Genomic DNA, 25,893 nt, shown 5'->3' with positions numbered 1-25,893 from the left:
TACTAGGGCGTTCAATTTAGTTAACCCAAGCGGGTTGGCTATTTTTAGCGCCCGCTTGGTTAGCATGACTACAACGAAGGGATTACCAACGGTAGTGAGCGAACGCCTTGTTAGCTTCGGCCATACGGTGAACGTCTTCACGTTTCTTAACAGCAGTACCTTTGTTTTCTGCTGCATCAGAAAGTTCGTTCGCCAGGCGCAGAGCCATAGATTTATCACCGCGTTTACGAGCAGCTTCTACGATCCAACGCATTGCCAGCGCATTACGACGAACCGGACGGACTTCTACTGGTACCTGATAAGTAGAACCACCAACGCGGCGCGACTTAACTTCGACAGTCGGGCGAACGTTGTCCAGAGCTACTTCAAAAGCTTCCAGATGGCCTTTACCAGAACGCTGAGCCAGGGTCTCCAGCGCGGTATAGACGATTGCTTCAGCAGTAGATTTTTTACCATCTACCATCAGGATGTTTACAAATTTGGCCAGCAGTTCTGATCCGAACTTAGGATCCGGCAGAATTTTACGTTGACCAATGACGCGACGACGTGGCATGGAAATACTCCGTTGTTAATTCAGGATTGTCCAAAACTCTACGAGTTTAGTTTGACATTTAAGTTAAAACGTTTGGCCTTACTTAACGAAGAACCATTAAGCCTTTGGCTTCTTCACGCCGTATTTGGAACGGGATTGCTTACGGTCTTTAACACCTGAGCAGTCCAGCGCGCCACGAACGGTGTGGTAACGCACACCTGGCAGGTCTTTAACACGACCGCCACGGATCAGGATCACGGAGTGCTCCTGCAGGTTATGACCTTCACCGCCGATATAGGAGGTGACTTCAAAACCGTTAGTTAAACGAACACGACATACTTTACGCAGTGCGGAGTTCGGTTTTTTAGGGGTGGTAGTATATACACGGGTACATACGCCACGTTTCTGCGGGCATGCTTCCAGCGCCGGAACGTTGCTTTTAGCAGCCTTCAGGGAGCGTGGTTTGCGTACCAGCTGGTTAATTGTTGCCATTAAAAAAGCTCCTGGGTTTTGCTTCGTAAACACGTAATAAATCGCCTCATGTTTGCGCAAGGCAAAGTATGAGGACGCAGAATTTTAGGGCTGGCAGTGGAAGGAGTCAAGAAATATACAAAAAATCGGCGTTACCACGCGAGTTGCTGAGGGTGTTCCACTGTCAGTTGAACAAATTTATTATAGTCAATGAGGGCCACATTGTTTGAAATTTGTTCAGTCATGCCCCTTGCCTCAGTATCAGGTCGGAGCACATAGAGAAACACTGCTGAAGCAAGAAGGCGGTGAATAATGTCTCCACCAGCCAGGGCAGCAATCACACCATCTTGTAGTAAGACCAAAGCATCCCCCTCGTCCACACTACGCAAAAGCGTATCCAGATCAGCGTGATAAGGGGAACTTGAGAGCGTATGTAGCATAAATGGAAAGACCCGCAGCTAGAATGAAAGGATGGAATGATAATCGGCCAGCTTGCTACGCCATGCTTCTGGCGCTAATAATTCCACATCCAAAACCCAGTCCGTATCGACACTCAACCCACGCTGATGCACGGAAGTCTCGCACAGATAGCAGCATTCGATATCGTACAACGGCAGCACGCCAAACGTTGCGATGTAATTGCGCATCAGAATCTTTTCCGGCTGTTGGTGCGGCAGAAGTTGGAGAACGCCATCGCCAACAAAAAATACGCCAATCTCTTCCGTCAGTGCTGACATCGCCAATAGCGCATCCAGCCCTTCTCGCCCGGATGCACTTCCATGCGGAGAATGCGTAAAAACAAATGCGACTCGCTTCATAACGCTACCTTAAAACTGAATAACCCGATCGCAGGTCAGCACCGATTGCGCCAACTCACCCAGCCCGCTCAGAATAAAACCGGGTTGCAGGTTCGCTCCCACAAGGCCAAGTTGGGCAGCTTGCTGAGCGTCGGCAACGCCTCGGCGCAGTGCGGCAGCAACACACACATTCAGCGCCACCTGATGCTTTGACCCCAGTTGTTGCCAGCCGCGTACAAGATCAAACTCATCATTAGCGGGTGATGTCAGTTGGTTGGCATTCAGCACGCCTTCCCGATAGAAGAACACACTTTTCAGCGTGTGCCCCTCAGCTAACAGCGCCTGCGCAAACTGCAATGCGCTGCTCGCTTGCTGTGTGCCGTAAGCCGGGCCAGTCACCAGCAAACAATAACTCAGCATCAACGCTCATGTCCGCTGAAGTCGCCGCTTTTGAATTGACGAATATAAAGATAAACCGTGTGCTTGGAGATATTCAGACGTTCAGCGACCTGGTTGATAGCGTCTTTAATATCGAAAATGCCTTTCTCGTACAGGCTCAGTACGATTTGGCGGTTTTTGGCATTATTAGAGACGTTGCGGTCCGCATTGACTTCCTCAATGGAAAATTCCAGCGTTTGTGCAACCAGGTCGTCGACAGATGATGCGAAGTTGACGGAAGAGGCAACGTCATGCGTTTCAGGTGGAATAAAAGTCTGCACAATCTGGGAGAAAGGTACGTCCAGATTCATGTTAATACACAGCAACCCAATCACGCGCTGATCGCGATTACGGATCGCAATCGTCACTGATTTCATCAACACGCCGCTTTTTGCACGGGTAAAATAGGCTTTCGACACGCTGCTATCTTCACCAGCCATGTCATGCAGCATACGCAATGCCAGATCCGTAATCGGCGAGCCAATCTTCCTGCCAGTATGTTCCCCATTCGCAATACGCACAGCGGAACATTTAAGATCCTCAAGCGAGTGCAATACAATCTCACAATGCTCGCCAATCAACATGGCTAAGCCATCAACCACAGCTTCATACGATTTCAGGATCTCATAGTCCGTTTGACTGAACGGCCGTTCATCCAGTAAATCAAGCTCATAAGATTCGCCAGATACAAGCGAATTAGACATGGCAAACACCACCCTCAACGTCATCTATCCCCTAAATAATTCGAGTTGCGTGAAGGCGGCTAACGCACAAGCAGCTTGAAATATGGCGGATATATTTATTTTATATTGACAGGGGACATAGTCTAGCAAATGTCCACACTCTCGTCCCTGAATTTCACGGTTCCCCTCTTAAGGTTGCATTAATTTAACCTCGCTAGAGTCTGCGTCTTCTTTCCTCTCCATAATGGAAATCACGAGAGACGTGTATGAAAAATCTAATATCGATGGGCAGGCCACACCTGAACAGCATCACGTTCGTGCTGATATTTTCTGCCTTCATTACCCTGGCCCAGAACATCGCCTACTACCGTCAGGCGCTGCAACTGATGGATATGACAGACTGGAGCACGCTCCTCTTCTTTCTCAGCATGCCGGTGGTGATTTTCGCGGTGCTGAATATTATTTTCACGCTGCTGGCCGTCCCTTATCTGCGTAAGGCCGTCATCGTTTTTTTCTTACTGTCCGGTGCCGCCGCACAATATTTTATGCTGAACTACGGCATTATCATTGACCGCACCATGATCCAGAATATTTTGGAAACTACGGCCAGCGAGTCCTTCTCACTGCTTACGCCGCAGCTTGTCGCTTGGGTATTCTTTATTGGCGTCATTCCCGCCGCGCTCGCTATCTGGATAAAAATAAAGCCCGCCAAACCGACAACCCTCTATATCGGCATGCGCGTTCTCAGCGTCATTATTTCGTTATTCGCTATTTTATCTGTCGCGGCCTTCTTTTATAAAGATTACGCCTCATTCATGCGTAATAACAAAGAGTTGGTAAAAGCGATTACGCCCAGCAATATTGTGGCAGCCAGCCTGTCCTACCATAAGCATAGCGCGCTAGCTAATTTACCCCTGGAGCAGATTGGCCTGGATGCCCACAAGGTTTCGCCACCGTCCCCAACGGCAAAAAGGAATCTGGTTATTCTGGTCGTGGGAGAAACCTCGCGTGCACAAAACTTTTCACTGGGAGGCTATGGGAAGGAAACCAATCCGCTACTGGCAAAGGACAACGTGGTTTATTTTGAAAACACGTCATCATGTGGCACATCAACAGGCGTTTCCGTTCCCTGCATGTTTTCTAACATGCCGCGCCAAAGCTTTAATGGTGACGTAGCCAGCCATCAAGAAGGGCTGCTGGATATATTACAACGGGCAAAGGTTAACGTGCTCTGGCAGGAAAATGACGGCGGTTGCAAAGATGTCTGTACCCGTGTACCAACGGTTGATGTGACATCGCTGAAACTACCAGGGCTATGCACCAACGGCGAATGCCACGATGAAGCGTTATTCCACGGTGTAGAAGACTATATTAACAAGCTCGACAACGACGGGATTATTGTATTACATACGATAGGCAGCCACGGCCCGAGCTATTACCAACGTTACCCTGACGCCTTTAAGAAATTTACCCCAACCTGTGATACCAATCAGATTCAAACCTGTACGCAGGAAGCGCTGACTAACACGTATGACAACACGATCCTGTATGTCGATTTTTTTCTGGATAAGACGATCAATTTACTGAAACAGCATCAGGATAAATTTAATACTTCACTGGTTTACCTATCTGACCACGGAGAGTCGTTAGGCGAGAACGGTATCTACCTGCACAGCATGCCCTACTCTATTGCGCCCAAACAGCAAACACATGTGCCAATGTTGATTTGGTTATCAACGGGTTACCAACAGCAACAGGCGATTCAGGACACCTGTCTGCGTCAGAGTGCGAAGCAGCAGGATTACTCGCAAGATAATCTTTTCCATACCATACTGGGGATGTTTACTATCGCTACGAAAGAATATCAGCCTCAGCTTGATATCCTTCAGCCATGCAGGGATAAGGCAACATGAAATTATTGATTGTTGAAGACGATAAGCTGCTGCAAGAGGGATTATTATTGGCGCTGAGTCATGAAGGCTATGCCTGCGATTGCGCAGGCACGGCCAAAGAAGCGGATGCGCTCATCGGCAGCGCACACTACAGTCTGGTGATCCTCGATCTTGGCTTGCCGGACGACGACGGCCTCGCCCTACTATCCCGCTGGCGTAAGAACAATTATCAGCATCCCGTGCTCATCTTAACGGCGCGGGATAAGGTCGACGATCGCGTCAGCGGATTGGATGTTGGCGCAGACGATTATCTCGCCAAGCCTTTTGCACTGACGGAATTACAGGCGCGAGTACGCGCGCTGATTCGCCGCAATCAGGGGTCGAGCAACAGCAAGATACAGGTCGACAACATTACGTTGGATTTAAACAACCAACAGGTGCTGCTGGACGAAAAGCCGGTAGTGCTGACGCCAAAAGAGTTTGCGATACTTTCCCGCCTGATGTTGAAAGCCGGTTCTCAGGTACACCGAGAACTTCTACATCAGGATATTTATGCCTGGAACGACGACCCGTCCTCGAATTCGCTTGAGGTACATATCCACAATCTGCGTCAAAAGATAGGGAAAGACCGGATCCGAACTCTGCGAGGATTTGGCTACCTGCTGACCAAAGGGGAACAACCATGAAGGGCGACTCCGAAGCCGTCACCAGCATGCGCCGCCGTTTAGTGCTGGCGCTGGGCGGCATTCTCCTCGTCTGCCAGATGATCAGCGTATTCTGGCTCTGGCACGAAAGCGAAGAACAAATCGGCCTGCTGGTTGATAAGTCCCTGAGCGCAGCCGCCCAGAACATGCAGATCGATCAAGAGATTAATGAGGCGATCGCCTCTCTCAGCATCCCAAGTCTGGTGATGGTCATCCTGACGTTGCTCATGTGTTTTCAGGCAGTCAGTTGGATTACCCGCCCGCTTTCCCGTCTTCAGGAAGAGTTGCAGGATCGCACGGCTGAAAATCTGGAGCCGCTGCCACAGCAGAGTGACATTAAAGAAATCGCCGCGGTCACCCATACCATCAACCAGCTTTTTCAACGCTTAGACGAAACGTTGAAACGCGACAGGCAATTTACTGCCGATGTCGCCCATGAGTTACGCACTCCGCTAGCCGGCATCCGGCTGCATCTTGAATTACACCAGCAACAGCATCAGATTGACTGTAGCTCACTCATCAAACGGATTGATAAGATGGTGAAAACGGTGGAACAACTCTTACTGCTTGCGCGTGTCGGACAAGAATTTTCAGCAGGCCACCACGAGAATGTCGCATTCCTGAAAGACGTTATTTTTCCCATGCAGGATGAACTGGCTGAAATGCTGCAAAAGCGCCAGCAAAGGCTGAAATGGGTATTACCGCAGGAAGATGTCACTCTCCACGGTGATGCCACGTTGCTACAATTGCTGTTACGCAATCTGGTAGAAAATGCCTATCGCTATAGCCCGGAAACAAGCCAGATTACCGTGAGCCTTAACACCCAACAACATGTTGAACTACAAATCGAAGATGAAGGGCAAGGTATCGATGAAAGCAAAGTGGGTGAATTAAGTAAGGCGTTTGTTCGCATGGACAGTCGCTATGGCGGTATCGGCCTTGGGCTTAGCATCGTGACGCGCATTGCTCAGTTGCACAATGGGAAATTTTTCCTCAGTAATCGGCCGCAAGGTCCTGGCGCACTCGCGCGAGTGGTACTAACCACGCCTGACAACTACCCAGATGTAGCCTGAAGAACACTACTAGAAGATCTACGTCAAAATAGCACCGCGACGGCACATCCCTGTGCAGAAGCCTTATCCCCTTATTGATACACAGGATAGCGGCGGCACAGTGCTACCACTTGCTCACGAACGCGATCGCGTATCGCCGTTAATTCCTCATTCCCGGCACCCAGTCCATCCAGCACATCACATAGCCATCCCGCCAATTGCTCGCACTCTGCCACACCGAAACCACGCGTTGTGACGGCTGGCGTACCAATACGCAAGCCTGAAGTAACAAAAGGTGAACGCGGGTCGTTAGGCACCGAATTCTTATTTGTCGTGATATAAGCCTCGCTCAGCGCGGCGTCGGCCTCCTTACCGGTATAGGGCTTAGCGGACAGGTCGATCAGCAGTAAATGGTTGTCGGTGCCGTCGGAGACAATCTTGTAACCCCGCAATTGGATAATACGCGCCATTGCCCTGGCGTTAGCCACAACCTGACGCTGATAAACCGTGAACTCAGGGCGCAACGCTTCCTTGAAGGCTATCGCTTTGGCGGCAATAACATGCATCAGCGGGCCGCCCTGAATACCGGGGAACACGGCTGCGTTGAGCTTTTTGTAAAAATCTTCACTCTGTCCTTTGGCCAAAATAATTCCACCACGCGGGCCGCGCAGGGTCTTATGCGTTGTACTCGTCACAACATGCGCGTGAGGGAGCGGAGTCGGGTACTCACCTGCTGCCACTAAGCCAGCCACATGCGCCATATCCACCCAGAAGATAGCTCCCACTTTGTCAGCAATCGTGCGCATGCGCGCCCAGTCCTTGTGACGTGAATAGGCAGAGAACCCGCCTATTAACATTTTTGGCCGGGTTTCCAAGGCAATACGCTCCATTTCGTCATAGTCGATAAGCCCTGTTTCAGGGTCAAGACCATAAGGTACGATCTTGTAATGGCGACCAGAGAAGTTGGAGGGATTACCGTGAGTCAAATGCCCACCTTGAGCCAGATTCATCCCCATCACGGTGTCACCGGGGTTAGTCAGTGCCAGAAACACGGCCGTATTAGCCTGAGCGCCGGCATGGGGCTGAACGTTAGCGTAATCGCAGTCAAACAGCGCTTTAACCCGCTCGATAGCCAGGCGTTCGGCTACGTCTACATACTCGCAGCCGCTGTAGTAGCGCTTGCCGGGGTAACCTTCTGCATATTTGTTGGTGAAGACGGAATTCTGGATCGCCATCACCAGCGGGCTGGCATAGTTCTCTGAAGCGATGAGTTCAACGTGGGTTTCCTGACGGTGTTCTTCATGCAAAATGGCATCGGCCAACTCAGGGTCGAAGTCGGTAAGCGTAAAAGAGGTGTCATACATGGGCATCATCCTATGCGTTAATCGTTGGTTTTTTTAAAGATGTACTTCTGTGGTGGTTTCATCAGGCCAGTAGTAGCTATCCGGCAAAGGGCGTGCACCGAAGATCGCCTGACCGACGCGTACGACAGTGGCACCTTCCTCGATCGCGATCTCAAAATCGCCGGACATTCCCATAGATAATTCATCCAGCCCGATGCCAGCAGGCGCGTTTTGCTGCAACCGGTCGCGCAGGTTACGCAGTCGAATAAAACACTGACGCACACGTTCAGCCTCGTTGGAAAACAGCGCCAGCGTCATGAGCCCACGCACACGTAGCGCAGGGAATGCGGGAAGCGCCTGAATAAAAGCGGGAACATCTTCAGGCGACAGGCCGTACTTACTGGCCTCACCGGAGGTGTTAACCTGCACGAAGACATCCAGCGAGCGCCCTTCAACATGCAAGCGACGATCTAACGCTTCAGCTAGTCGCAGGCTATCCAATGCCTGAAATTCGCTAGCGAAGCGTGCCACCAGCTTAGCCTTGTTGGTTTGCAAGTGGCCAATGACCGACCACTGTAAGTCAGCCAAGTCCTGCATCGCTTCCCATTTACGGTTTGCCTCCTGCACCTTGTTCTCACCCACTATCCGGCAACCTGCCATATAGGCCATACGCAGGCGATTTTCTGGTTTAGTCTTGCTGACTGGCAGTAAGCGCACGGTGGCAGGATCGCGGCCGACACGATGGCAGGCCGCCGCGATACGCATCTGTACCGCAGCCAGATTACGTTGGAAATCTTCAACCGTGGCAGCTTCAGGGTAGCGACCGTGGCTGTCATGGCGAGTCGGTGTATCGGAAAATATCGGCATCAGCCTAACTCCTGATGAAGAGGATGAATGGATTGTGAAACGTATTTATAGATTTAAAATAGCCGGATGTTCCCCACCATTTTCTTTATAAGAGGCAGACCAATTGTTCAAACATGCCCAACTTGAATCTGTCAAAGCCTGGATTGGCGATCCCGCACACGGCACGTTGCCCCTGCATGCTCGTATCCAGCGGGCGATTCGCCAGCTCATCCTTGATGGCATTCTCGACGTAGGGAAATCCTTGCCTGCATCGCGCGCGCTGGCTACATCACTGGGAGTATCGCGTGATACGGTCGAATCGGCTTACAGCCAACTACATGCCGAAGGGTTCATTGAGCGTCGCGTTGGCAGCGGCAGTTTCGTGTCCGAGCAGGCAAAACGCCTGTCAGGACGTGGCAAAGCTCGGAAAGTCGGCACTAGCAAAACAGAGCTACGTCTCAGCCAGCGCGGCAGCGCCATGTTCCAGAATGGTGGGGTGCGTGATTTCATCATACCGCGCGCGTTTGCGCCCGGCGTACCGGAAACACGCACCTTTCCCCTCCAGACGTGGGAGCGACTGGAACGGCAGGTGCTAAAAGAGCATGGCACACAGGCGCTGCTACACAGCCCGCCGCAGGGTATGGAAGTGCTGAGACGAGCCATCTCAGATTACGTCAATCTCGAACGCGGAGCCCGCGCCACACCCGACCGCGTGTTAGTGTTGACCAGTTCCCAGCAAGCGCTAACCCTGTGCGCGAATGTGCTGATGGATGTTGGCGACAGGATCTTCCTTGAAGATCCTGTGTACCACGGTGCCCGTAAGGCATTCGAGGCTGCCGGGCTTGCTTGTGTGCCGATACCATTAGATGCCAATGGGTTGCAAGTCGATCGCTTGCTTGAAGCAAGCGGCGAACACAATGCGTCCGCGAAAGCCGTGTTCCTGACTCCCTCACACCAGTTTCCTACCGGTGCGACTCTGACGTTGGATCGAAGGCTCGCGGTTATCGAATGGGCCTGGCAGCACCAGAACTGGATTATTGAAGACGATTACGACAGCGAGTTTCACTACGCGGGCAAACCTACCGCCTGCGTGCAGGGACTCGATCCGCACGATCGCACGATCTATATCGGCACTTTCACCAAATCACTGTTCCCCGGCCTACGCATCGGCTACATGGTACTGCCGCCACAGTTGGTCGCACCGATGACCGTGGGCCGCACCTTGATGGATGGACACAGCGCACCGATCCCACAACTCACGCTGGCACGCTTCATCGAAGGCGGCCATTTTGGTGCTCATGTACGCACGATGCGCACCATTTATGCGGCACGTCGCGATGTGCTGGTACAACTGGTTCGTCAGCATCTGGCTGATTTCGTAGAACCACGGGTGCCGACAGGAGGCATGCAGATGCCCTGCATCTTCATCCGTGATATTCCTGAACACGATGCGGTGGAATCCGCACGTCGAGCCGGTATCGATCTACTGGGACTGACGGCGCTGCATACGTCGGGTCAGCATAAAGCAGGTTTCCTTATGGGATTTGCTGCCCACGCTCCGCATGAACTGGAAATTGCCGTCAAGACGCTGGCAAAGGTGCTACGTGCACTGTGCCGCTCATAGGTGGTAAGCATTGAGTAATAGGTATAAGCCGAGCCGTCACGGTCAGTTGGAAAATATCTGTCAGACTGGAGATAAGCGTCATTGAAAGACGATTAGCTGGAAAAAGGATTTGATCGCAGGGAAGTGATTGTGAAACACAAAAAAACCGCAGGCCAGGCCTGCGGTCATATCACCATAATAGCGATACTTATTTAGCGGTTTTCTCTGCGGCGGCTGGTTTTTCAGCTTTCGCATCATCTGCGGCTTTCAGATCAGCTTCAGATTTAATGTCCAACAGCTCAACGTCAAACACCAGCGTAGAGTTAGCTGGAATGCCAGGCACGCCGTTTTCGCCATAGGCCAGCGCTGGTGGGATAGCTAGCTTGATTTTGCCACCTTTCTTAACGTGCTTCAGACCTTCAGTCCAACCTGGGATGACGCCGTCCAGACGGAAAGAAAGCGGCTCGCCACGTTTGTAGGAGTTGTCAAACTCGCTACCGTCAACCAGCGTACCTTTGTAGTTAACGACTACGGTATCGCTGTCTTTCGGCGCGCTACCGCTACCTTCTTTCTCAACCTGGTACAGAAGGCCAGATGCCGTTTTCTTCACGCCTTTTTCTTTAGCGAAGGTTTCAAGATACTTGGTGCCTTTGTCCGCATTATCTTTCGCATCTTGCTTCATTTTGCCTTCAGCAGCAGCTTTCACTTTGCCTTCAAAACCTTGCAGCGTTTTCTCAATTTCTTCGTCAGTCAACTTGCTCTTGTCAGCAAACGCATCTTGCACGCCAGCAATCAACTGATCTTTATCCAGTTTTATGCCTAATTTTTCTTGTTCTTTCAGAGAGTTATCCATATAACGCCCTAAAGAAGCACCTAACGCATAAGCCGCTGCCTGCTCATCGTTTTTGAATTTGGCTGCCGCAGTATTATCAGATGCCTGCGCCTTGTCTGCCGCCAGAACCTGGCCTGCGTTCAGAGCCAGAGCCATCGTTGTTGCTAACAGCGTTACTTTAAACAGTGATTTCATCCATTTCTCCAGCATCTGGAGCGACGCGCTCCAGCCATCATTAAAATAAATTCGCGCCTACTATAACTGTGCGGACGAAGACAACACAACGACGCACTCGACAATCCTTTGATAAAAAACGTCAGGAAGCTTTTCCGACATCATTTGTATCGCCCCGAGGCCATCTGGCAACGATATGCCCCATTTCGGATACTGCATTGCGCCCTACTGCGACCGTTTTTACTACCAGAAGTTTCCGCTTTCTGACAAACTCGCAGGTAACAAGAAGTAAGGGGAATACCGATGTCATCATCAGCACTTGAAGAACGGCTTGAACAGTTGGAAAGCCGACAGGCCTTTCAGGAATTAACCATAGAAGACCTTAACCAAACAGTCATTCAACACGAGCGAGAAATTAGCCGCCTGCGTGAGCACGTTCGTCTACTCACCGACAGACTGCGCAACCAGCAAACGTCGCTCGTTGCTCCTCAGTCAGAAGAAACGCCGCCGCCGCATTACTGAGGCCTACCATACCGAGATTCACTACCAGCAAGATATAAAAAAACCTCAGGTGACATTCATCAACCTGAGGTTTTTTTTATGCGCTACAACTAATTAGTGTAATTAGTGGCAACCGCATCCACCGTGGCCGCCGCAGCCGCCTTTACCGTGTTGGTGATCATGGTCATGATCGTGGTCATGGCCATGACCGCCACAGCAGCCGTCACCGTGTTCGTGATCGTGTTCGCCATGAACGTGACCGTGCGCCAATTCTTCTTCCGTCGCTTCGCGAATAGCAATCACTTCAACATGGAAGCTCAGGTTTTGACCTGCCAGCATGTGGTTGCCGTCGACAACAACGTGGTCGTCTTCAACTTCAGTGATTTCAACCGGAACAGGACCCTGATCGGTTTCAGCCAGAAAACGCATGCCAACTTGCAATTCGTCAACGCCCATAAAGACATCTTTCGGTACGCGTTGAACCAGATTCTCGTCATAGTTGCCGTAAGCGTCGCTGGAACCAATGTTCACATCAAACGTTTCGCCAGCTTCACGGCCTTCCAACGCAGTTTCCAGACCTGAAATCAGGGAACCGTGACCATGCAGATAGTCCAACGGCGCGCTCACCGGAGACTCATCAACCAAAACACCGTCTTCTGTACGTACCTGATAGGCCAGGCTGACCACCAGATCTTTTGCTACTTTCATGATATCTCCTACCGTTGGAAATCAAACTGGCGCAAATTGTAGCTGAAAAATGTCCCTATGTACCGTCTGGAATCAAAAAACGTCAACAGTTGGTGACAATGCCACCATGACTCTCATCCCTCATTCTGGCCGGAAGATCCCGATAATATCGCTAGCCTGCGGGGCAGGTGCTGTCATGGGTTCATCTGCCCGACTCTGGCGATATCCGCACTTTACGCACACCACCACCTCAACGTCATCTTCTCGTCCAACCGCTAGCGTGTCCTGCGCCTGACACGTCGGGCACACCGCCCCGGCAATAAAACGTTTACGCATGCTCGCTCCCATTATCCATTACAGAACCTGTATCCAAGAACTTATCCAGTAGGCGTTATTGATTCTTACTCGTCGTCCTCATCCCACACACTGGGCCGACGGCGCTCACGCAGCATTTCGCGCTGGAAAATATCCTCCAGTTCACGGCGCGCCTCTTTCACACGGGAAATTTGTGCGACATCCCCCGTCAACTGCGGCATCAGCTCGCGCAGCATGCGCATATCCAGACGGCGAAAGTGCTGTTGCGCCCGCATCGCCTGGTGGGGGTGCATACCGAGCGTCACCAGTGTTTTCCGCCCCAGCTCCAGCGCGCTGGAAAAGGTTTCACGCGAGAAATGTTTCACACCGGTTTGCAGCAGTTCATGGGCTTCAACACGACCACGCGCCCGTGCCAGAATCTCCAGATTTGGAAAATGCTGCTGACACAGATGTACGATTTCCATCGTATCTTCCGGCGCATTACAGGTGATCACAATCGATCGCGCTTTGTCCGCTCCCGCCGAACGCAGCAGTTCCAGCTCCGTGGCATCACCATAATAAACCTTATAGCCATAGCTACGCATCAGGCTGACGGCACTGATATCGCGCTCAAGAACCGTAATCCGCATTTTGTTCGCCATAAGCAAGCGGCTGATCACCTGTCCAAAACGTCCGAAGCCCACCACAATGACCTGCGGCTCGTCGTCTTCAACATACGGCTTCTCATCCGGCACGTCCTGCACGTTATAACGACGCGCCAGAATGCGGTCAATCACCTGCATCAGCAAAGGCGTCGTCATCATCGATAGCGTCACCGTCACCAGCAACAGCGGCAACTGTTCACCTTTCAATACGTTGAATGAAGCCGCGGCGGAAAACAGCACGAAAGCGAACTCGCCGCCCTGACTCAGCACACCGGCAAACTGCAAGCGCTCGGAGCGGCGCATTCGGTTAATCCGCGCAAGGAAATAAAGTACCGCCGCTTTCACTGCCACCAGCACCAATACCGCAACCATAATCTTTACGATGTGGGTATAGAGGATGCCGAGATTCAGCGCCATCCCCACGGAGATGAAGAACAGCCCAAGCAGTAAACCTTTGAACGGCTCAATCGCAATTTCCAGTTCATGCCGGTACTCACTTTCCGCCAGCAGAATACCAGCGATAAAAGTGCCTAACGCCATGGAAAGCCCTAATGCTTCCATAAACAACGCAGAACCGAGCACCAGCAACAGCGCGGCAGCAGTGAATACTTCGCGCACGCCAGATGCCGCAATAAAACGAAACAGCGGACGCACCAGATAGCGGCCACCGATTAACATGCCGAGGAACGCGGCAACTTTAAGCCCGATCCGCTCCCAATCGCCGAAATCCCCCTGCACACCCGCCAGAATCGGAATCAACGCCAACGCAGGGATAACGGCCAGATCCTGAAACAGCAGGACAGAGAAGCCAAGCTGCCCGGACTCACTGCGATTCATGCCTTTCTCGCGCATCAGTTGCAGCGCCATGGCTGTTGACGACATCGCCAGCCCCACGCCACCAATCAACGCTGACTGCCACGAGAAGTCTGTCAGATATAATGCCCCACCGAGAATCAGCGCACTCAGGCCAACCTGCGCCGCCCCAACGCCGAAGATCGAACGACGCAGCGTCCAGAGCTTGGCCGGATTCAGCTCCAGGCCGATGATAAACATCAGGAAAACCACACCCAGCTCCGAGAAGTGCAGGATAGCGTCCACGTCACGAATAAAGCCGAGCCCCCAAGGGCCAATGGCGATCCCGGCGATCAAATAGCCCAATACGGCGCCAATCCCTAATCGGGCAGCGATCGGTACGGCTACTACCGCCACAAACAAAAACAAGACTCCGGCGGTCAGTAGCGCAGAACTCTCCATATTAGCGTTCCTCTTCAGATAAAGGTGAGGAGAGCCATTCACCGTAAGCTCTGGCTTGACTCGATAACACATCGGGCTGTAAACGACGTGCCCAGTAAACAATCATGGGGCGCATCCAGTGCATACGACACATGGCGGCCGTCAGCTCAAACGGGCGTAGCAAATCTTCCATCGGGTAGCGGTTGTTACCATCAGCATGATAAGCATCTTCCGGTTCACCGGTCGTAATCACCGAACGCCAGTATTTGCCCGCCAGCGCATTGCCGCCAATCCCATTGGCAAAACCACGGGATAACACCCTATCGAGCCACTCTTTCAGTAACGCCGGGCAGCTATAGGTGTAAAACGGGTGTTGGAAAACAATGATCTGATGCTCGCGCAGCAACTGTTGTTCGTGATGAATATCGATAAAGAAATCAGGATAGTGTGCATAAAGATCGTGCACGGTTACATTTGCCAACTGCTGCGCCGGTTGCAATAAGACGCGGTTTGCTACCGAGTCCTGTGGTTCCGGATGGGCATACAGCAGCAAAATCTTCGGTGGCTGCGACATCATTCCCCTCCAAAGCGTCGTCATGATAATCGTTTTCCGTTACCATGCAGCGCAACGACTAAAAACAGGACACCGCGTGTCCTGATATGTCCATAATTTAACATACTCTGAACATACGGCGCTTTATGATTGTTTTCTCTTCGCTGCAAATTCGACGTGGTGTACGCGTTCTAATCGACAACGCGACAGCAACGGTTAATCCCGGCCAGAAAGTCGGTCTGGTTGGCAAAAACGGCTGTGGTAAATCTACGCTGCTGTCATTACTGAAAGGTGAAATCAGCGCCGATGGCGGTAGCGCGACATTCCCGCAAAACTGGTCACTGGCCTGGGTCAACCAGGAAACACCGGCATTGGACAAACCTGCGCTGGACTACGTGATTGACGGTGACCGCGAGTTTCGCCAGTTGGAAGCTGCGTTGCAAACCGCCAACGAAGAGAACGACGGCAACGCTATTGCCACCCTGCACGGCAAGCTGGATGCCATTCAGGCCTGGACGATACAAGCCAGAGCGTCAAGTCTGCTCAGTGGATTAGGGTTTTCTCAGCCACAGTTGCAACAACCTGTCAGTGCCTTTTCCGGCGGCTGGCGGATGCGCCTGAATCTGGCACAGGCGCTGATCTGTCGTTCAGACCTGCTGTTGCTGGACGAACCAACCAACCACCTCGATTTGGATGCGGTCATCTGGCTGGAAAAATGGCTGAAAAACTACGCCGGCACGCTGGTATTGATCTCGCACGACCGTGACTTCCTCGATCCGGTGGTGACCAAGATTCTGCACATCGAACAGCAGTCGCTCAACGAGTACACCGGCAACTACTCCTCGTTTGAACGCCAGCGCGCCACCCGCCTCGCACAACAGCAATCGCTCTATGAGCACCAGCAGGAGCGCGTCGCGCATCTGCAACACTATATTGATCGGTTCCGTGCGCAAGCGACCAAAGCCAAACAGGCGCAAAGCCGGATAAAAATGCTGGAACGCATGGAGATGATTGCGCCAGCGCATGTCGATAACCCTTTCCGCTTCAGCTTTCGCGCGCCGGAATCGTTGCCCAATCCACTCATGAAGATGGAAAAGGTCAGTGCTGGCTACAACGACAAGCTGATTCTCGAATCCATCAAACTCAATTTAGTGCCAGGTTCCCGCATCGGATTGCTCGGCCATAACGGTGCGGGTAAATCCACGCTGATCAAGCTGCTTGCGGGCACACTTGCCCCGCTGAAAGGGGAAATCGGGCTAGCGAAAGGCGTTAAGCTCGGCTACTTCGCCCAGCATCAGCTAGAGTTTCTGCGTGCGGACGAGTCCCCCTTGCAACATCTGGTGCGTCTGGCAGAACGGGAAACGGAACAGCAACTGCGCGACTACCTCGGCGGCTTCGGTTTTCAGGGTGACAAAGTCACCGAAATCACCGAGCGCTTCTCCGGCGGCGAAAAAGCCCGTCTGGTGCTGGCGCTGATCGTCTGGCAGCGTCCGAATCTCCTGCTGCTCGACGAACCGACCAACCACCTCGATCTGGATATGCGTCAGGCACTAACCGAAGCGTTAATCGATTTTGAAGGCGCGCTGGTTGTCGTCTCGCACGATCGACACCTGATCCGTTCGACCACTGACGATCTCTATCTGGTACACGACCAGAAAGTCGAACCGTTCGACGGTGATTTGGAAGACTACCAACAGTGGCTGGTTGGCCTGCAACGTCAGGAAAATGCGGCCGATGAAACGCCAAAAGAGAATGCCGCCAACAGTGCGCAGGGTAGAAAAGATCAGAAACGTCGCGAAGCCGAGTTGAGAACACAAACTCAGCCGCTGCGTAAGCAGATAACCAAGCTTGAGCAGCAGATGGAAAAGCTGGGTGAAGCGCTGGCCACACTTGAAGCCAAACTGGCGGACAGTGCAATCTACGATATCAGCCGCAAAGCCGAACTCACCGACTGCCTGCAACAGCAAACCAAAGTCAAAATCGATCTGGAAGAAACAGAGCTGTCCTGGCTAGACGCACAGGAACAGTTAGAGCAGATGATGCAGAGCGAGTAACTTTGATATCTCTCGTCTGAAAAGCGTCGCGAGCGGTAAACCGCTCGCGGCCTCATCAGCATCAGTTCAGCACTAATGCCAAATCAACAGCACACAGGCGGCAGTCAGCAGCCCCATTGACACGTTGAAGATAATCCACGCTTTCTTACTGCGCAGCAGTCGCCCAATCATCGTACCAAACCCAAGCCAGATGACGCCGGAAACCAAATTCACCAGCACAATGCCGATGCTTATCGCGATCACAGAATGGTTATAACCTTCACCCGCCAGACTAAAGCTGGCAACCGCACCCAGCGCCATGAGCCACGCTTTCGGGTTCAGAAATTGCAGTAACCACCCCTGATAAAGTCGGATCGGCTGAGGCGGTGCAACGGACGTCTCCAGCCGTTCGTAAGCCGCCGTGGCGATTTTCCACGCCAGCCAAAGCAGATAGGCGCTACCGAGGACTTTCAGGACAAAGTGCAGCGAAGGATAAATCAGAATCAAACCACCGACGCCGAATGCGACCAGCAGCAGAATGCTCTGCATGCCCAGCATAATACCGACCATCAACCACAGTGAACGCATAAAGCCAAAATTCGCGCCCGAGGTGGTCAACAGCATATTATTCGGCCCCGGTGTGATGGCCGCTACCCACAAAAAGCCCAACATCGAAAGAAATAAACTCAGTTCCATTATTTGTGGGCGCTCCTGACCCAAATGTCGTACCAACTGGCAGCATTGAAGCTAACAGTGTGATATTGATCGTACAAGAGCCGACAACAAGATTTTCATATTCTTTATGCATGACCATTTTCGCCCGCTGAGCGGCGCGCATAATCCGCATCTGCAAACGCTATTACCGCGCCTGATTCGCCGTCACGCGCAGTTTTTACCAGTCTGGCAAGCGCTCGAATTACCGGACGGCGATTTCGTCGATCTGGCATGGAGCGAGGCGCCCGAGCAGGCGAGGCATAAACCGCGCGTGGTGCTGTTTCACGGCTTGGAAGGCAGCTTCCATAGCCCCTATGCCCACGGCCTGCTTCATGCCTGCAAACAGCGCGGTTGGCTGGCCGTCATCATGCATTTTCGCGGGTGCAGCGGTAAGCCCAACCGGATGAAGCGTATTTATCACTCTGGAGAAACCAGCGATGCCGGCTATTTCCTGCACTGGATGCAGGAGACGCTGGGCGAGGCTCCTACCGCCGCCATCGGCGTTTCTCTCGGCGGCAACATGCTGGCCTACCTGCTCGGCCAGCAGGGTGAAGCCTGTTCCTTGTCCGCTGCGGTCATCGTTTCCGCCCCCTTGATGCTCGAACCCTGTAGCCGTCGGATGGAACAAGGTTTCTCCCGCATCTATCAGCACTACCTGCTGCGTCTGTTGAAACAAAACGCGGGACGCAAGCTGGCCGCCTACCCGGACACGCTGCCGATTCAGTTGCCGCAGTTGAAGAAAATCCGTCAGTTACGCGAGTTTGATGACGTCATTACCTCACGTATCCACGGCTTTCACGATGCGGCTGACTACTATCGACGCTGTAGCGCTCTGCCGCTGTTACCTCAAATACGCAAACCGCTGCTGATCATCCACGCGAAAGACGATCCTTTCATGACGCCGGAGGTGATTCCCGATCTGTCGCAGTTACCGTCTAATATTGAGTATCAGCTAACGGAACATGGTGGGCACGTTGGCTTCGTCAGTGGTACGTTATTGAAACCGGAAATGTGGCTGGAACAGCGCATTCCCAACTGGCTTAGCCCATTTTTGGACTACGCCACCGATTCTTCTCTAGGAACCCTTTTGACCCAGGAACCCTTTTACTCAGGAAACATAGCGTGATTATTCCCTGGCAACAGCTCGATCCAGAAACGCTGGATAACATCATCGAATCGTTCGTGCTGCGCGAAGGCACTGATTACGGCGAACAGGAGCGCTCGCTGGCACAGAAAGTGGAAGATATCCGTAGCCAACTCCAATCTGGCGACGTAGTTTTGGTGTGGTCTGAGTTACATGAAACCCTCAATATTATGCCACGCGGCCAGCTCAATGCCGGAGGGCATGCCCCTTATTGATCATGGCGAAAGGCGTGAAAGCGCACGCCAAACATGCTAACAATGGGAACCATTACGTCTTTTTTGAGGATGCACACAGGCTTCAGCCTATGTGGCATCGCGATCACGGAGTCACGCGCCTTATGTCACATCAGCATCCGATTATTGCGGTTACCGGCTCCAGCGGAGCAGGTACCACGACAACCAGTCTGGCCTTTCGTAAGATTTTCCAGCAGTTTGATCTACGAGCAGCCCAGTTGGAAGGCGACAGCTTTCACCGCTATACCCGCCCGGAAATGGACATGGCGATCCGCAAAGCGCGTGATTTAGGGCGACACATCAGCTATTTCGGCCCGGAAGCGAATGATTTCAGCCTGCTGGAACAATCGTTTATCGAATATGGCCTACATGGTCACGGTCAGACGCGTAAATACCTTCATACCTACGATGAAGCGATCCCCTACAATCAGGTTCCCGGTACATTCACACCGTGGGAACCGATGCCGGAGCCCACCGATATCCTGTTCTATGAAGGGCTGCATGGTGGCGTGGTCACCGATCAAAACGACGTGGCACAGCATGTCGATTTGCTCGTCGGCGTGGTACCGATCGTCAACCTGGAGTGGATCCAAAAGCTGATTCGTGACGTCAATGAACGTGGTCATTCGCGTGAAGCGGTGATGGATTCCGTCGTCCGCTCTATGGAAGACTACATCACCTACATCACGCCACAGTTTTCTCGCACACACATCAACTTCCAGCGCGTCCCCACCGTGGACACCTCCAACCCGTTTGCTGCCAAGTCAATCCCCTCACTGGATGAAAGTTTCGTCGTCATCCACTTTCAGGGATTGGATAATATTGATTATCCCTATCTGCTCGCCATGTTGCAGGGGGCGTTTATCTCCCACATCAACACGTTGGTCGTCCCCGGCGGAAAAATGGGGCTAGCGATGGAGCTAATCATGGCACCGCTGGTGCAGCGGCTGATAGAAGGGAAAGCCATCGAATAAGCAAAGCTGGGCACGGTGAGAACGTGCCCGAGGATAATACCAATCGTTTATGCATCGAGATACTCGGGCCGTCCACCGGGGTGAGGCCTCCCTACGAGAACCTCCCCCCCGGTGTTTCTCCTAATAACGGGCTCAAGTGAGCAGAATTAGTGCCCAGAGGAAGGAACTATGCCAGCGCTCTAATTTCGTGACTGTGCGTCACTTCAACGGCTTTGCCCAGCATCAATGCCACGGAGCAGTATTTTTCCGCTGATAGGGCAACCGCCCGCTCAACGACGTTATCGGTCAACCCTTTCCCCGTCACAATAAAATGCAGATTGATATGGGTAAATAAACGCGGCGCTTCAGAGCGGCGTTCCGAGGTTAATTTCACCTCACAATCTGCCACATCGTTGCGGCCTTTTTGCAGAATTGAAACCACATCAATCGCGCTGCATCCCCCTACGGACATCAACACCATTTCCATCGGACTAGGCGCTTTATCGCCAGAATTACCGTCCATCAATATCTGGTGCCCTGATGCCGATTCGCCCAAAAACGTTAAGCCTTCAACCCATTTTACCCGAGCCTGCATGATGCCTCTCCACTAAAATTTTTTTGAAAATTTATATCGTTACTGTACAAAAACCAGCGTTAATCAGAGCTTTGTCATGCTGAAGCGAGACAACACAAGACACATCATTAAAGCTGTGTTAAAACAAAAATAGAATAGACCTTTTCTGGACAAACCCAGAAACGAAGAAGATGATGACGTAGCCAGACATACCCAGCCACGTTTACGGTGCGGCAAGGTAGCAACCGGAAAATCAAGGGTACAGTGGTTCCAGTATATTCCCTGACGTCATTCTGCCTAGACTGAATTTTATTTTTTTAGCAGTTAAACACGCCGTACAGGGAACTCTGACCCCTGTAATTTGCGCAGTGAATTACAACAGAGGATGATAGCGAATGGTTCTCGGCAAACCGCAGACAGACCCAACTCTCGAATGGTTCCTTTCCCATTGTCATATCCACAAGTATCCATCGAAGAGCACGCTGATTCACCAAGGTGAAAAAGCAGAAACGCTTTACTACATCGTGAAAGGCTCTGTCGCAGTGCTAATCAAAGATGAAGAAGGCAAGGAAATGATTCTTTCCTACCTCAATCAGGGCGATTTTATTGGTGAGCTAGGCCTGTTTGAAGAAGGTCAGGAGCGCAGTGCCTGGGTTCGGGCAAAAACTGCCTGTGAAGTGGCTGAAATTTCATACAAAAAATTCCGTCAACTCATCCAGGTTAACCCGGACATCCTCATGCGCCTGTCTGCGCAAATGGCAAACAGACTTCAGGTGACTTCAGAAAAAGTCGGCAACCTCGCCTTCCTTGATGTGACTGGCCGTATCGCCCAAACATTACTCAACCTGGCCAAACAACCTGATGCCATGACACATCCGGATGGCATGCAAATTAAAATTACCCGTCAGGAAATTGGGCAAATCGTTGGCTGCTCGCGTGAAACCGTGGGCCGCATTCTGAAAATGTTAGAAGACCAGAATCTGATCTCTGCACACGGTAAAACGATCGTCGTTTACGGCACTCGCTAAATCCCTGTCGCGGTACCCTACCAATAAAAAAGCGTGAAGCCTCGGCCTCACGCTTTTTTTATGGCGAGTTTTCTGCTCGTCACCCCACGCGCCGTCGCAAGCGACGTTGAAAAACGTTCCCTACGTTTTTTATGGCGTGCCATCCCTGGCCGCCCCCCTGCGGGCCGTCGCAAGCGACGTTGAAAAACGTTCCCTACGTTTTTTTATCGCTGCTATTTTAAGAGCGTAACTCAGTTTCCTGCGTTAACGACCTGCGCAACAGCGTTGGCGAATTTCGCCATCCCCTGTGCAATATCATCTTCATCAATGATCAAAGACGGCACAAAACGGATGACGTTCGGACCCGCCATCAACACCATCAGCCCCTGTGCCGTTGCGGCAGCCAGAAATTCGCCCGCACGGCCATGCCACTGCGGTTTCAGTTCGGCCCCCAACAGCAGCCCCATACCACGTACCTGATCAAACACACCGTACTGCTGGTTGATTTTCTCAAGTTCACTAACAAAGCGATCGTGACGATCTGCTACGCCCGACAGCACTTCCGGCGTATTGATGATATCCAGCGCGGCTTCTGCCACCGCACAGGCCAGCGGATTGCCGCCATAGGTCGTTCCGTGTACCCCAACCGTCATGGCCGATGCGATCTCTTCCGTCGTCAGCATCGCGCTAATAGGGAAACCACCGCCCAACGCTTTAGCGGTTGTCAGGATATCCGGCGTAATCCCATAGTGCATATAGCTGAATAATTTACCGGTACGCCCCATCCCGCTCTGCACTTCATCAAACACCAACAGCGCTTTATGTTGATCGCACAACTCACGAACGCCCTGCAAAAACTCAGGCGTAGCGGGTGTAATACCGCCCTCTCCCTGAATCGGCTCCAGCACAACCGCGCAGGTGTGATCGTCCATCACTGCTTTAACCGCAGCCAGATCGTTGAATGGTACGTGCACAATATCGGCAGGCTTAGGCCCGAAACCATCGGCATACTTAGGTTGTCCGCCAACTGAAACGGTGAACAGCGTGCGACCATGGAATGCATTGTAGAAGGCGATGATCTTGGTTTTATACGGACTATGGCGTTTAACCGCATAGTGACGTGCCAGCTTAAATGCCGCTTCGTTAGCCTCTGCACCGGAGTTAACAAAAAACACACGATCGGCAAACGTGGCATCGATCAGTTTGCTAGCGAGGCGTAGTGCGGGTTCATTAGTGAAAATATTGCTGGTATGCCACAGCTTTTCGCCCTGCTGCTGCAATGCGTTGACCAGCGCCGGATGGCAGTGACCGAGCGCCGTGACCGCGATACCACCAGAGAAATCGATATATTCACGACCATCCTGATCCCAGACGCGACTCCCTTTACCTTTCACTGGTACAAACTTCGCGGGTGCATAAACCGGCAAAATCACTTTATCGTGAGTATCCCGTGTCACTGCTTTCTGCTCTGCTGCCATTTGCTGCCTCACTCTGCTATCCATCACGTTAGAATGAAAATATAGTCAATAAATATGCATAAAAAATCAATTACAGGCAATATTAAATCGGCCACTAGAGAGAATAACTTTCTATATAGCTAAATTTTAAGGAAATTATCCAAAAGCTGATGTCCTTGCTGGCTGAGAATGCTCTCCGGGTGAAACTGCACACCTTCAAGCGGCAGTGAGCGATGGCGGATCCCCATAATCTCATCTCGCTTGCCTTCATGTTCGCTCCAGGCGGTAATCTCAAAGCAATCGGGTAGCGAAGCTGCATCAATGATGAGCGAATGATAGCGAGTCACCGTCAAGGGCTGAGCGAGCCCCGCAAAAACGCCTGTATTGCTGTGCGCAATCGTAGAGGTTTTGCCATGCATCACCTGTCGTGCCCGCACTACGCGCGCGCCAAACGCCTGCCCCATCGCCTGATGGCCAAGGCACACACCCAAAATAGGCAACTTGTCAGCAAAGTGACGAATAGCCGCCAGTGAAATACCCGCCTCATCTGGCGTACAGGGGCCTGGAGAAATCACCAACCGCTCGGGCGCAAGCCGCTCAATCTCGTGCAGCGTCAGTTCATCATTACGCTTCACCACGACTTGTGCACCAAGCTCACAAAAGTATTGGTAAAGGTTGTAGGTAAAGGAGTCGTAGTTATCGATAATTAGCAGCATAAATTAGTTAACTTATTGATAAATAATAAACATGTTAATTGAGTTGTCTTTCAATACCCGCATTAATACCCGCAATTTTTTTGATACATTCTTATGGGCTAAAGCGATAAAGGCCATTGTACCTGTCTCCAGCATGAAAGGGATGACAAGAAATTTACGCTAACAAAACGCTAAAGATACCCATGACCATGCAGTGGAACCCATCACACCGCGCCCGCCCCTTATTCAGGGATCACGGCTTCCCCCATCTGATTTTTATGATTAGGTTAAAAATTATTATTTATTAGTGAGTTAAGTTATGATCTGCCTTGATTTAGTGCCCACCTTGTTTTCAAATCAGTCAACGAAAGCGAGGTCGCTATGACGAGACAACAATATACCCCGGAGTTCAAGCGTAGAGCCGTGGCGTTACTGCTCGAAAGCGGCAAGTCTGTTGCCCGTATGGCACAGGGGCTTGATATCAAAGAGAACACGCCCTACAACTGGAAAAAACTCTATCAGGATATAGACGCACTGGAGATGGCGAATATCGATATATCGTGAACTGGCCGGATTCCGCGAGTTGGAGAAGCACTACGCAACCCTTGCCGATGAAAAAATTACAGCACTGATTAAGAGTAAAGAACTGGTGGAGATTTGCCATGACCGCACAAAGTAAATTCAAGAATCCTGCATTTGAGGCTATTCACAGCGCGGCTTCTGGATTATTCAGTGTCGACGCTATCCCTCAGGAAACCATGCGCAACTTTGACAAAGCGTGCCTCAACAGTGTGGATGATCTTCACCACCTTGAGATTAAGGCACTGCGTGAAAAGCTGAACGTCAGTCAGCCAGTTTTCGCCCGCTACCTTAACACCAGAGTCTCAACGGTGCAGAAATGGGAAAGCGGCGTAAAACGTCCCAGCGGGTTATCGCTGAAACTGCTTACCGTGGTGCAGAAGCATGGTTTGAAGGTGTTGGTTTGATTTATTGGACTGGTTATTTTGGAAGATAGATTGACGGTCTGCCCTGTGCCAGAAGCGAACGTCTATGAGATCGTGTAATGTTGTTAACTGGGAGCGGTTCGTTAGGTGTACAGTTCGCGCAACGAGGGAATTGGCTGGCACTGAATAATAATGGAGAAGATGAATGACAATTGATTTTATTGCGCTTTCTGCTATTGGTGTAGCTATCACGATCGGTGCAATGAGCCCGGGGGTGAGCTTTCTCCTCGTTGCCCGCACTGCCATGTCCAGTTCGCGACGGGCGGCATTATTTGTTGCGGCAGGTATGGGTTTTGGTGCGCTTGTCTTTGCTGCCATAGCGTTGGCGGGTCTTCACACCTTACTGACGTTGGTTCCGTCACTTTACACAGCTCTGAAAGTTGTCGGCGGTTGTTATCTTCTGTGGCTGGCGTTAAAAATGTTTCGTCGTCCTTCAAACCGGTTTAATGATCCTGCCGTTTCAGGGAACATCAGCGCCTCAAAAGCTTTTCTGACCGGTGTATTCACACAAATCAGTAATCCCCATACCGCTCTGGTATTTGCCAGTATCTTTTCCGCGGCACTTAGCAAAGATATTCAGCCGGTTATGTATATCATCCTGCCCATGATGGCCTTCGTTATTGATGTGCTCTGGTATGCAGTCGTTGCATGCCTGTTATCAACTGAGGGGCCACGTCAAGCTTACATTAAATACCGTAAATTCTTAGATAGACTAAGCGGAGCAGTAATGGCCTTTCTTGGAATTCGACTGCTGTTAAAGTAAGTGAGACGAGTAAATT

At 51.6% G+C, this 25,893-nt stretch carries 30 protein-coding genes and 1 pseudogene; 14 read left to right on the top strand and 17 right to left on the bottom strand.

The window, feature by feature from the left end; all coding sequences use genetic code 11:
• Positions 1-82 precede the first annotated feature (82 nt).
• The 6 genes from rpsG to A8F97_RS21440 all read right to left on the bottom strand — a co-directional run bounded on the left by rpsG (position 83) and on the right by A8F97_RS21440 (position 2,942).
• The gene (rpsG, locus tag A8F97_RS21465) at positions 83-553 is read right to left on the bottom strand and encodes a 30S ribosomal protein S7 (RefSeq protein WP_005969574.1); all 471 of its coding nucleotides are present in this window, start codon (positions 551-553) and stop codon (positions 83-85) included.
• A gap of 96 nt (positions 554-649) precedes the next feature.
• A complete protein-coding gene (rpsL, locus tag A8F97_RS21460; protein ID WP_005969567.1) occupies positions 650-1,024 on the bottom strand; it encodes a 30S ribosomal protein S12 in 375 nt (124 codons plus the stop codon).
• Positions 1,025-1,155: 131 nt separating this feature from the next.
• Entirely contained in the window at positions 1,156-1,443 is a 288-nt protein-coding gene (tusB, locus tag A8F97_RS21455) for a sulfurtransferase complex subunit TusB (RefSeq protein WP_033072203.1), read from the bottom strand.
• A gap of 18 nt (positions 1,444-1,461) precedes the next feature.
• Entirely contained in the window at positions 1,462-1,821 is a 360-nt protein-coding gene (gene tusC / locus A8F97_RS21450; protein WP_033072204.1) for a sulfurtransferase complex subunit TusC, read from the bottom strand.
• A 9-nt stretch (positions 1,822-1,830) separates the two neighbouring features.
• Positions 1,831-2,220 carry a sulfurtransferase complex subunit TusD gene (gene tusD, locus A8F97_RS21445; protein WP_014701625.1) on the bottom strand — a complete coding sequence of 130 codons (390 nt, stop codon included), beginning with the start codon at positions 2,218-2,220 and terminating at the stop codon, positions 1,831-1,833.
• On the bottom strand, positions 2,220-2,942 hold the full coding sequence (locus A8F97_RS21440; RefSeq protein ID WP_005969561.1) for a helix-turn-helix transcriptional regulator: 723 nt from the start codon (positions 2,940-2,942) through the stop codon (positions 2,220-2,222). Before A8F97_RS21440 ends, tusD begins: the two co-directional genes overlap by 1 nt.
• 245 nt (positions 2,943-3,187) lie before the next feature.
• On the opposite strand from A8F97_RS21440, the gene eptA reads away from it, so the two are divergent.
• From eptA to pmrB, 3 genes are read left to right on the top strand one after another with little or no spacing between them, the layout of a single operon-like run.
• A complete protein-coding gene (gene eptA, locus A8F97_RS21435) occupies positions 3,188-4,834 on the top strand; it encodes a phosphoethanolamine transferase EptA (protein WP_033072205.1) in 1,647 nt (548 codons plus the stop codon).
• Positions 4,831-5,499 (top strand): two-component system response regulator PmrA, encoded by a 669-nt coding sequence (pmrA, locus tag A8F97_RS21430; RefSeq protein WP_033072206.1) that lies wholly within the window; start codon positions 4,831-4,833, stop codon positions 5,497-5,499. Before eptA ends, pmrA begins: the two co-directional genes overlap by 4 nt.
• Complete coding sequence (gene pmrB, locus A8F97_RS21425) at positions 5,496-6,590, top strand: two-component system sensor histidine kinase PmrB (RefSeq protein WP_015731335.1); 1,095 nt, start codon at positions 5,496-5,498, stop codon at positions 6,588-6,590. Before pmrA ends, pmrB begins: the two co-directional genes overlap by 4 nt.
• Before the next feature lie 71 nt (positions 6,591-6,661).
• Here pmrB and glyA read toward each other — a convergent pair whose 3' ends face one another.
• The gene (gene glyA, locus A8F97_RS21420) at positions 6,662-7,933 is read right to left on the bottom strand and encodes a serine hydroxymethyltransferase (protein WP_033072207.1); all 1,272 of its coding nucleotides are present in this window, start codon (positions 7,931-7,933) and stop codon (positions 6,662-6,664) included.
• A 33-nt stretch (positions 7,934-7,966) separates the two neighbouring features.
• Positions 7,967-8,779, bottom strand: coding sequence for a YggS family pyridoxal phosphate-dependent enzyme (locus A8F97_RS21415; protein WP_033072208.1), 813 nt, complete (start codon positions 8,777-8,779; stop codon positions 7,967-7,969).
• A 103-nt stretch (positions 8,780-8,882) separates the two neighbouring features.
• On the opposite strand from A8F97_RS21415, the gene pdxR reads away from it, so the two are divergent.
• Positions 8,883-10,382, top strand: a complete 1,500-nt coding sequence (gene pdxR, locus A8F97_RS21410) for a MocR-like pyridoxine biosynthesis transcription factor PdxR (protein ID WP_014701632.1) — start codon at positions 8,883-8,885, stop codon at positions 10,380-10,382.
• 187 nt (positions 10,383-10,569) lie between these two features.
• Here pdxR and fkpA read toward each other — a convergent pair whose 3' ends face one another.
• Entirely contained in the window at positions 10,570-11,388 is an 819-nt protein-coding gene (gene fkpA / locus A8F97_RS21405; protein ID WP_014701633.1) for an FKBP-type peptidyl-prolyl cis-trans isomerase, read from the bottom strand.
• 282 nt (positions 11,389-11,670) lie between these two features.
• On the opposite strand from fkpA, the gene A8F97_RS21400 reads away from it, so the two are divergent.
• Positions 11,671-11,889, top strand: a complete 219-nt coding sequence (locus A8F97_RS21400) for a protein SlyX (RefSeq protein ID WP_014701634.1) — start codon at positions 11,671-11,673, stop codon at positions 11,887-11,889.
• A 102-nt stretch (positions 11,890-11,991) separates the two neighbouring features.
• Here the strand turns inward: A8F97_RS21400 and slyD are convergent, their stop codons facing one another.
• The 4 genes from slyD to kefG all read right to left on the bottom strand — a co-directional run bounded on the left by slyD (position 11,992) and on the right by kefG (position 15,321).
• The gene (slyD, locus tag A8F97_RS21395; protein ID WP_014701635.1) at positions 11,992-12,576 is read right to left on the bottom strand and encodes a peptidylprolyl isomerase; all 585 of its coding nucleotides are present in this window, start codon (positions 12,574-12,576) and stop codon (positions 11,992-11,994) included.
• A gap of 120 nt (positions 12,577-12,696) precedes the next feature.
• Positions 12,697-12,891 (bottom strand): YheV family putative zinc ribbon protein, encoded by a 195-nt coding sequence (locus tag A8F97_RS21390; protein ID WP_014701636.1) that lies wholly within the window; start codon positions 12,889-12,891, stop codon positions 12,697-12,699.
• Positions 12,892-12,956: 65 nt separating this feature from the next.
• A complete protein-coding gene (kefB, locus tag A8F97_RS21385) occupies positions 12,957-14,768 on the bottom strand; it encodes a glutathione-regulated potassium-efflux system protein KefB (RefSeq protein ID WP_014701637.1) in 1,812 nt (603 codons plus the stop codon).
• 1 nt (position 14,769) lies between these two features.
• On the bottom strand, positions 14,770-15,321 hold the full coding sequence (gene kefG / locus A8F97_RS21380; protein ID WP_015731339.1) for a glutathione-regulated potassium-efflux system ancillary protein KefG: 552 nt from the start codon (positions 15,319-15,321) through the stop codon (positions 14,770-14,772).
• 125 nt (positions 15,322-15,446) lie between these two features.
• Between kefG and A8F97_RS21375 the strand changes: the two genes are divergently transcribed.
• On the top strand, positions 15,447-17,354 hold the full coding sequence (locus A8F97_RS21375; RefSeq protein WP_025919612.1) for an ABC transporter ATP-binding protein: 1,908 nt from the start codon (positions 15,447-15,449) through the stop codon (positions 17,352-17,354).
• A gap of 72 nt (positions 17,355-17,426) precedes the next feature.
• On the opposite strand, the gene A8F97_RS21370 is transcribed toward A8F97_RS21375, so the two are convergent.
• Positions 17,427-18,029 carry a LysE family translocator gene (locus tag A8F97_RS21370; protein ID WP_014701640.1) on the bottom strand — a complete coding sequence of 201 codons (603 nt, stop codon included), beginning with the start codon at positions 18,027-18,029 and terminating at the stop codon, positions 17,427-17,429.
• A 106-nt stretch (positions 18,030-18,135) separates the two neighbouring features.
• Here A8F97_RS21370 and A8F97_RS21365 point away from each other — a divergent pair, with 106 nt between their 5' ends.
• From A8F97_RS21365 to A8F97_RS21355, 3 genes are all read left to right on the top strand, one after another.
• On the top strand, positions 18,136-19,173 hold the full coding sequence (locus A8F97_RS21365) for a hydrolase (protein WP_033072210.1): 1,038 nt from the start codon (positions 18,136-18,138) through the stop codon (positions 19,171-19,173).
• Entirely contained in the window at positions 19,170-19,406 is a 237-nt protein-coding gene (locus tag A8F97_RS21360; RefSeq protein WP_005969531.1) for a YheU family protein, read from the top strand. Before A8F97_RS21365 ends, A8F97_RS21360 begins: the two co-directional genes overlap by 4 nt.
• Before the next feature lie 122 nt (positions 19,407-19,528).
• Positions 19,529-20,398 carry a phosphoribulokinase gene (locus tag A8F97_RS21355; protein ID WP_015731342.1) on the top strand — a complete coding sequence of 290 codons (870 nt, stop codon included), beginning with the start codon at positions 19,529-19,531 and terminating at the stop codon, positions 20,396-20,398.
• A gap of 166 nt (positions 20,399-20,564) precedes the next feature.
• Here A8F97_RS21355 and A8F97_RS21350 read toward each other — a convergent pair whose 3' ends face one another.
• Positions 20,565-20,972, bottom strand: a complete 408-nt coding sequence (locus tag A8F97_RS21350; RefSeq protein WP_033072211.1) for an OsmC family protein — start codon at positions 20,970-20,972, stop codon at positions 20,565-20,567.
• Between the two features lie 374 nt (positions 20,973-21,346).
• Here A8F97_RS21350 and crp point away from each other — a divergent pair, with 374 nt between their 5' ends.
• Positions 21,347-21,979, top strand: coding sequence for a cAMP-activated global transcriptional regulator CRP (gene crp / locus A8F97_RS21345; protein WP_005969523.1), 633 nt, complete (start codon positions 21,347-21,349; stop codon positions 21,977-21,979).
• A 230-nt stretch (positions 21,980-22,209) separates the two neighbouring features.
• On the opposite strand, the gene argD is transcribed toward crp, so the two are convergent.
• Together argD and A8F97_RS21335 are read right to left on the bottom strand one after the other, a co-directional pair.
• On the bottom strand, positions 22,210-23,436 hold the full coding sequence (argD, locus tag A8F97_RS21340; protein WP_014701644.1) for a bifunctional acetylornithine/succinyldiaminopimelate transaminase: 1,227 nt from the start codon (positions 23,434-23,436) through the stop codon (positions 22,210-22,212).
• Between the two features lie 119 nt (positions 23,437-23,555).
• The gene (locus tag A8F97_RS21335; protein ID WP_033072212.1) at positions 23,556-24,131 is read right to left on the bottom strand and encodes an aminodeoxychorismate synthase component II; all 576 of its coding nucleotides are present in this window, start codon (positions 24,129-24,131) and stop codon (positions 23,556-23,558) included.
• A 360-nt stretch (positions 24,132-24,491) separates the two neighbouring features.
• Here A8F97_RS21335 and A8F97_RS23995 point away from each other — a divergent pair, with 360 nt between their 5' ends.
• From A8F97_RS23995 to A8F97_RS21320, 4 genes and pseudogenes are all read left to right on the top strand, one after another.
• Positions 24,492-24,674, top strand: a complete 183-nt coding sequence (locus A8F97_RS23995) for a transposase (protein WP_099092845.1) — start codon at positions 24,492-24,494, stop codon at positions 24,672-24,674.
• Positions 24,667-24,789, top strand: a pseudogene (locus A8F97_RS24895) (type II toxin-antitoxin system RelE/ParE family toxin); the annotation flags it as partial. The gene A8F97_RS23995 and the pseudogene A8F97_RS24895, both read left to right, overlap by 8 nt.
• A complete protein-coding gene (locus A8F97_RS21325; RefSeq protein WP_033072213.1) occupies positions 24,773-25,096 on the top strand; it encodes a helix-turn-helix domain-containing protein in 324 nt (107 codons plus the stop codon). The pseudogene A8F97_RS24895 and the gene A8F97_RS21325, both read left to right, overlap by 17 nt.
• Positions 25,097-25,259: 163 nt before the next feature.
• On the top strand, positions 25,260-25,877 hold the full coding sequence (locus tag A8F97_RS21320) for a LysE family translocator (RefSeq protein ID WP_033072214.1): 618 nt from the start codon (positions 25,260-25,262) through the stop codon (positions 25,875-25,877).
• Positions 25,878-25,893: the final 16 nt, after the last annotated feature.

It is taken from the genome of Pectobacterium parmentieri, assembly GCF_001742145.1.
Taxonomy (GTDB): domain Bacteria; phylum Pseudomonadota; class Gammaproteobacteria; order Enterobacterales; family Enterobacteriaceae; genus Pectobacterium; species Pectobacterium parmentieri.
Note: the sequence above shows the minus strand (reverse complement) of the source record. Positions and strands in the feature narration are given on the sequence as shown.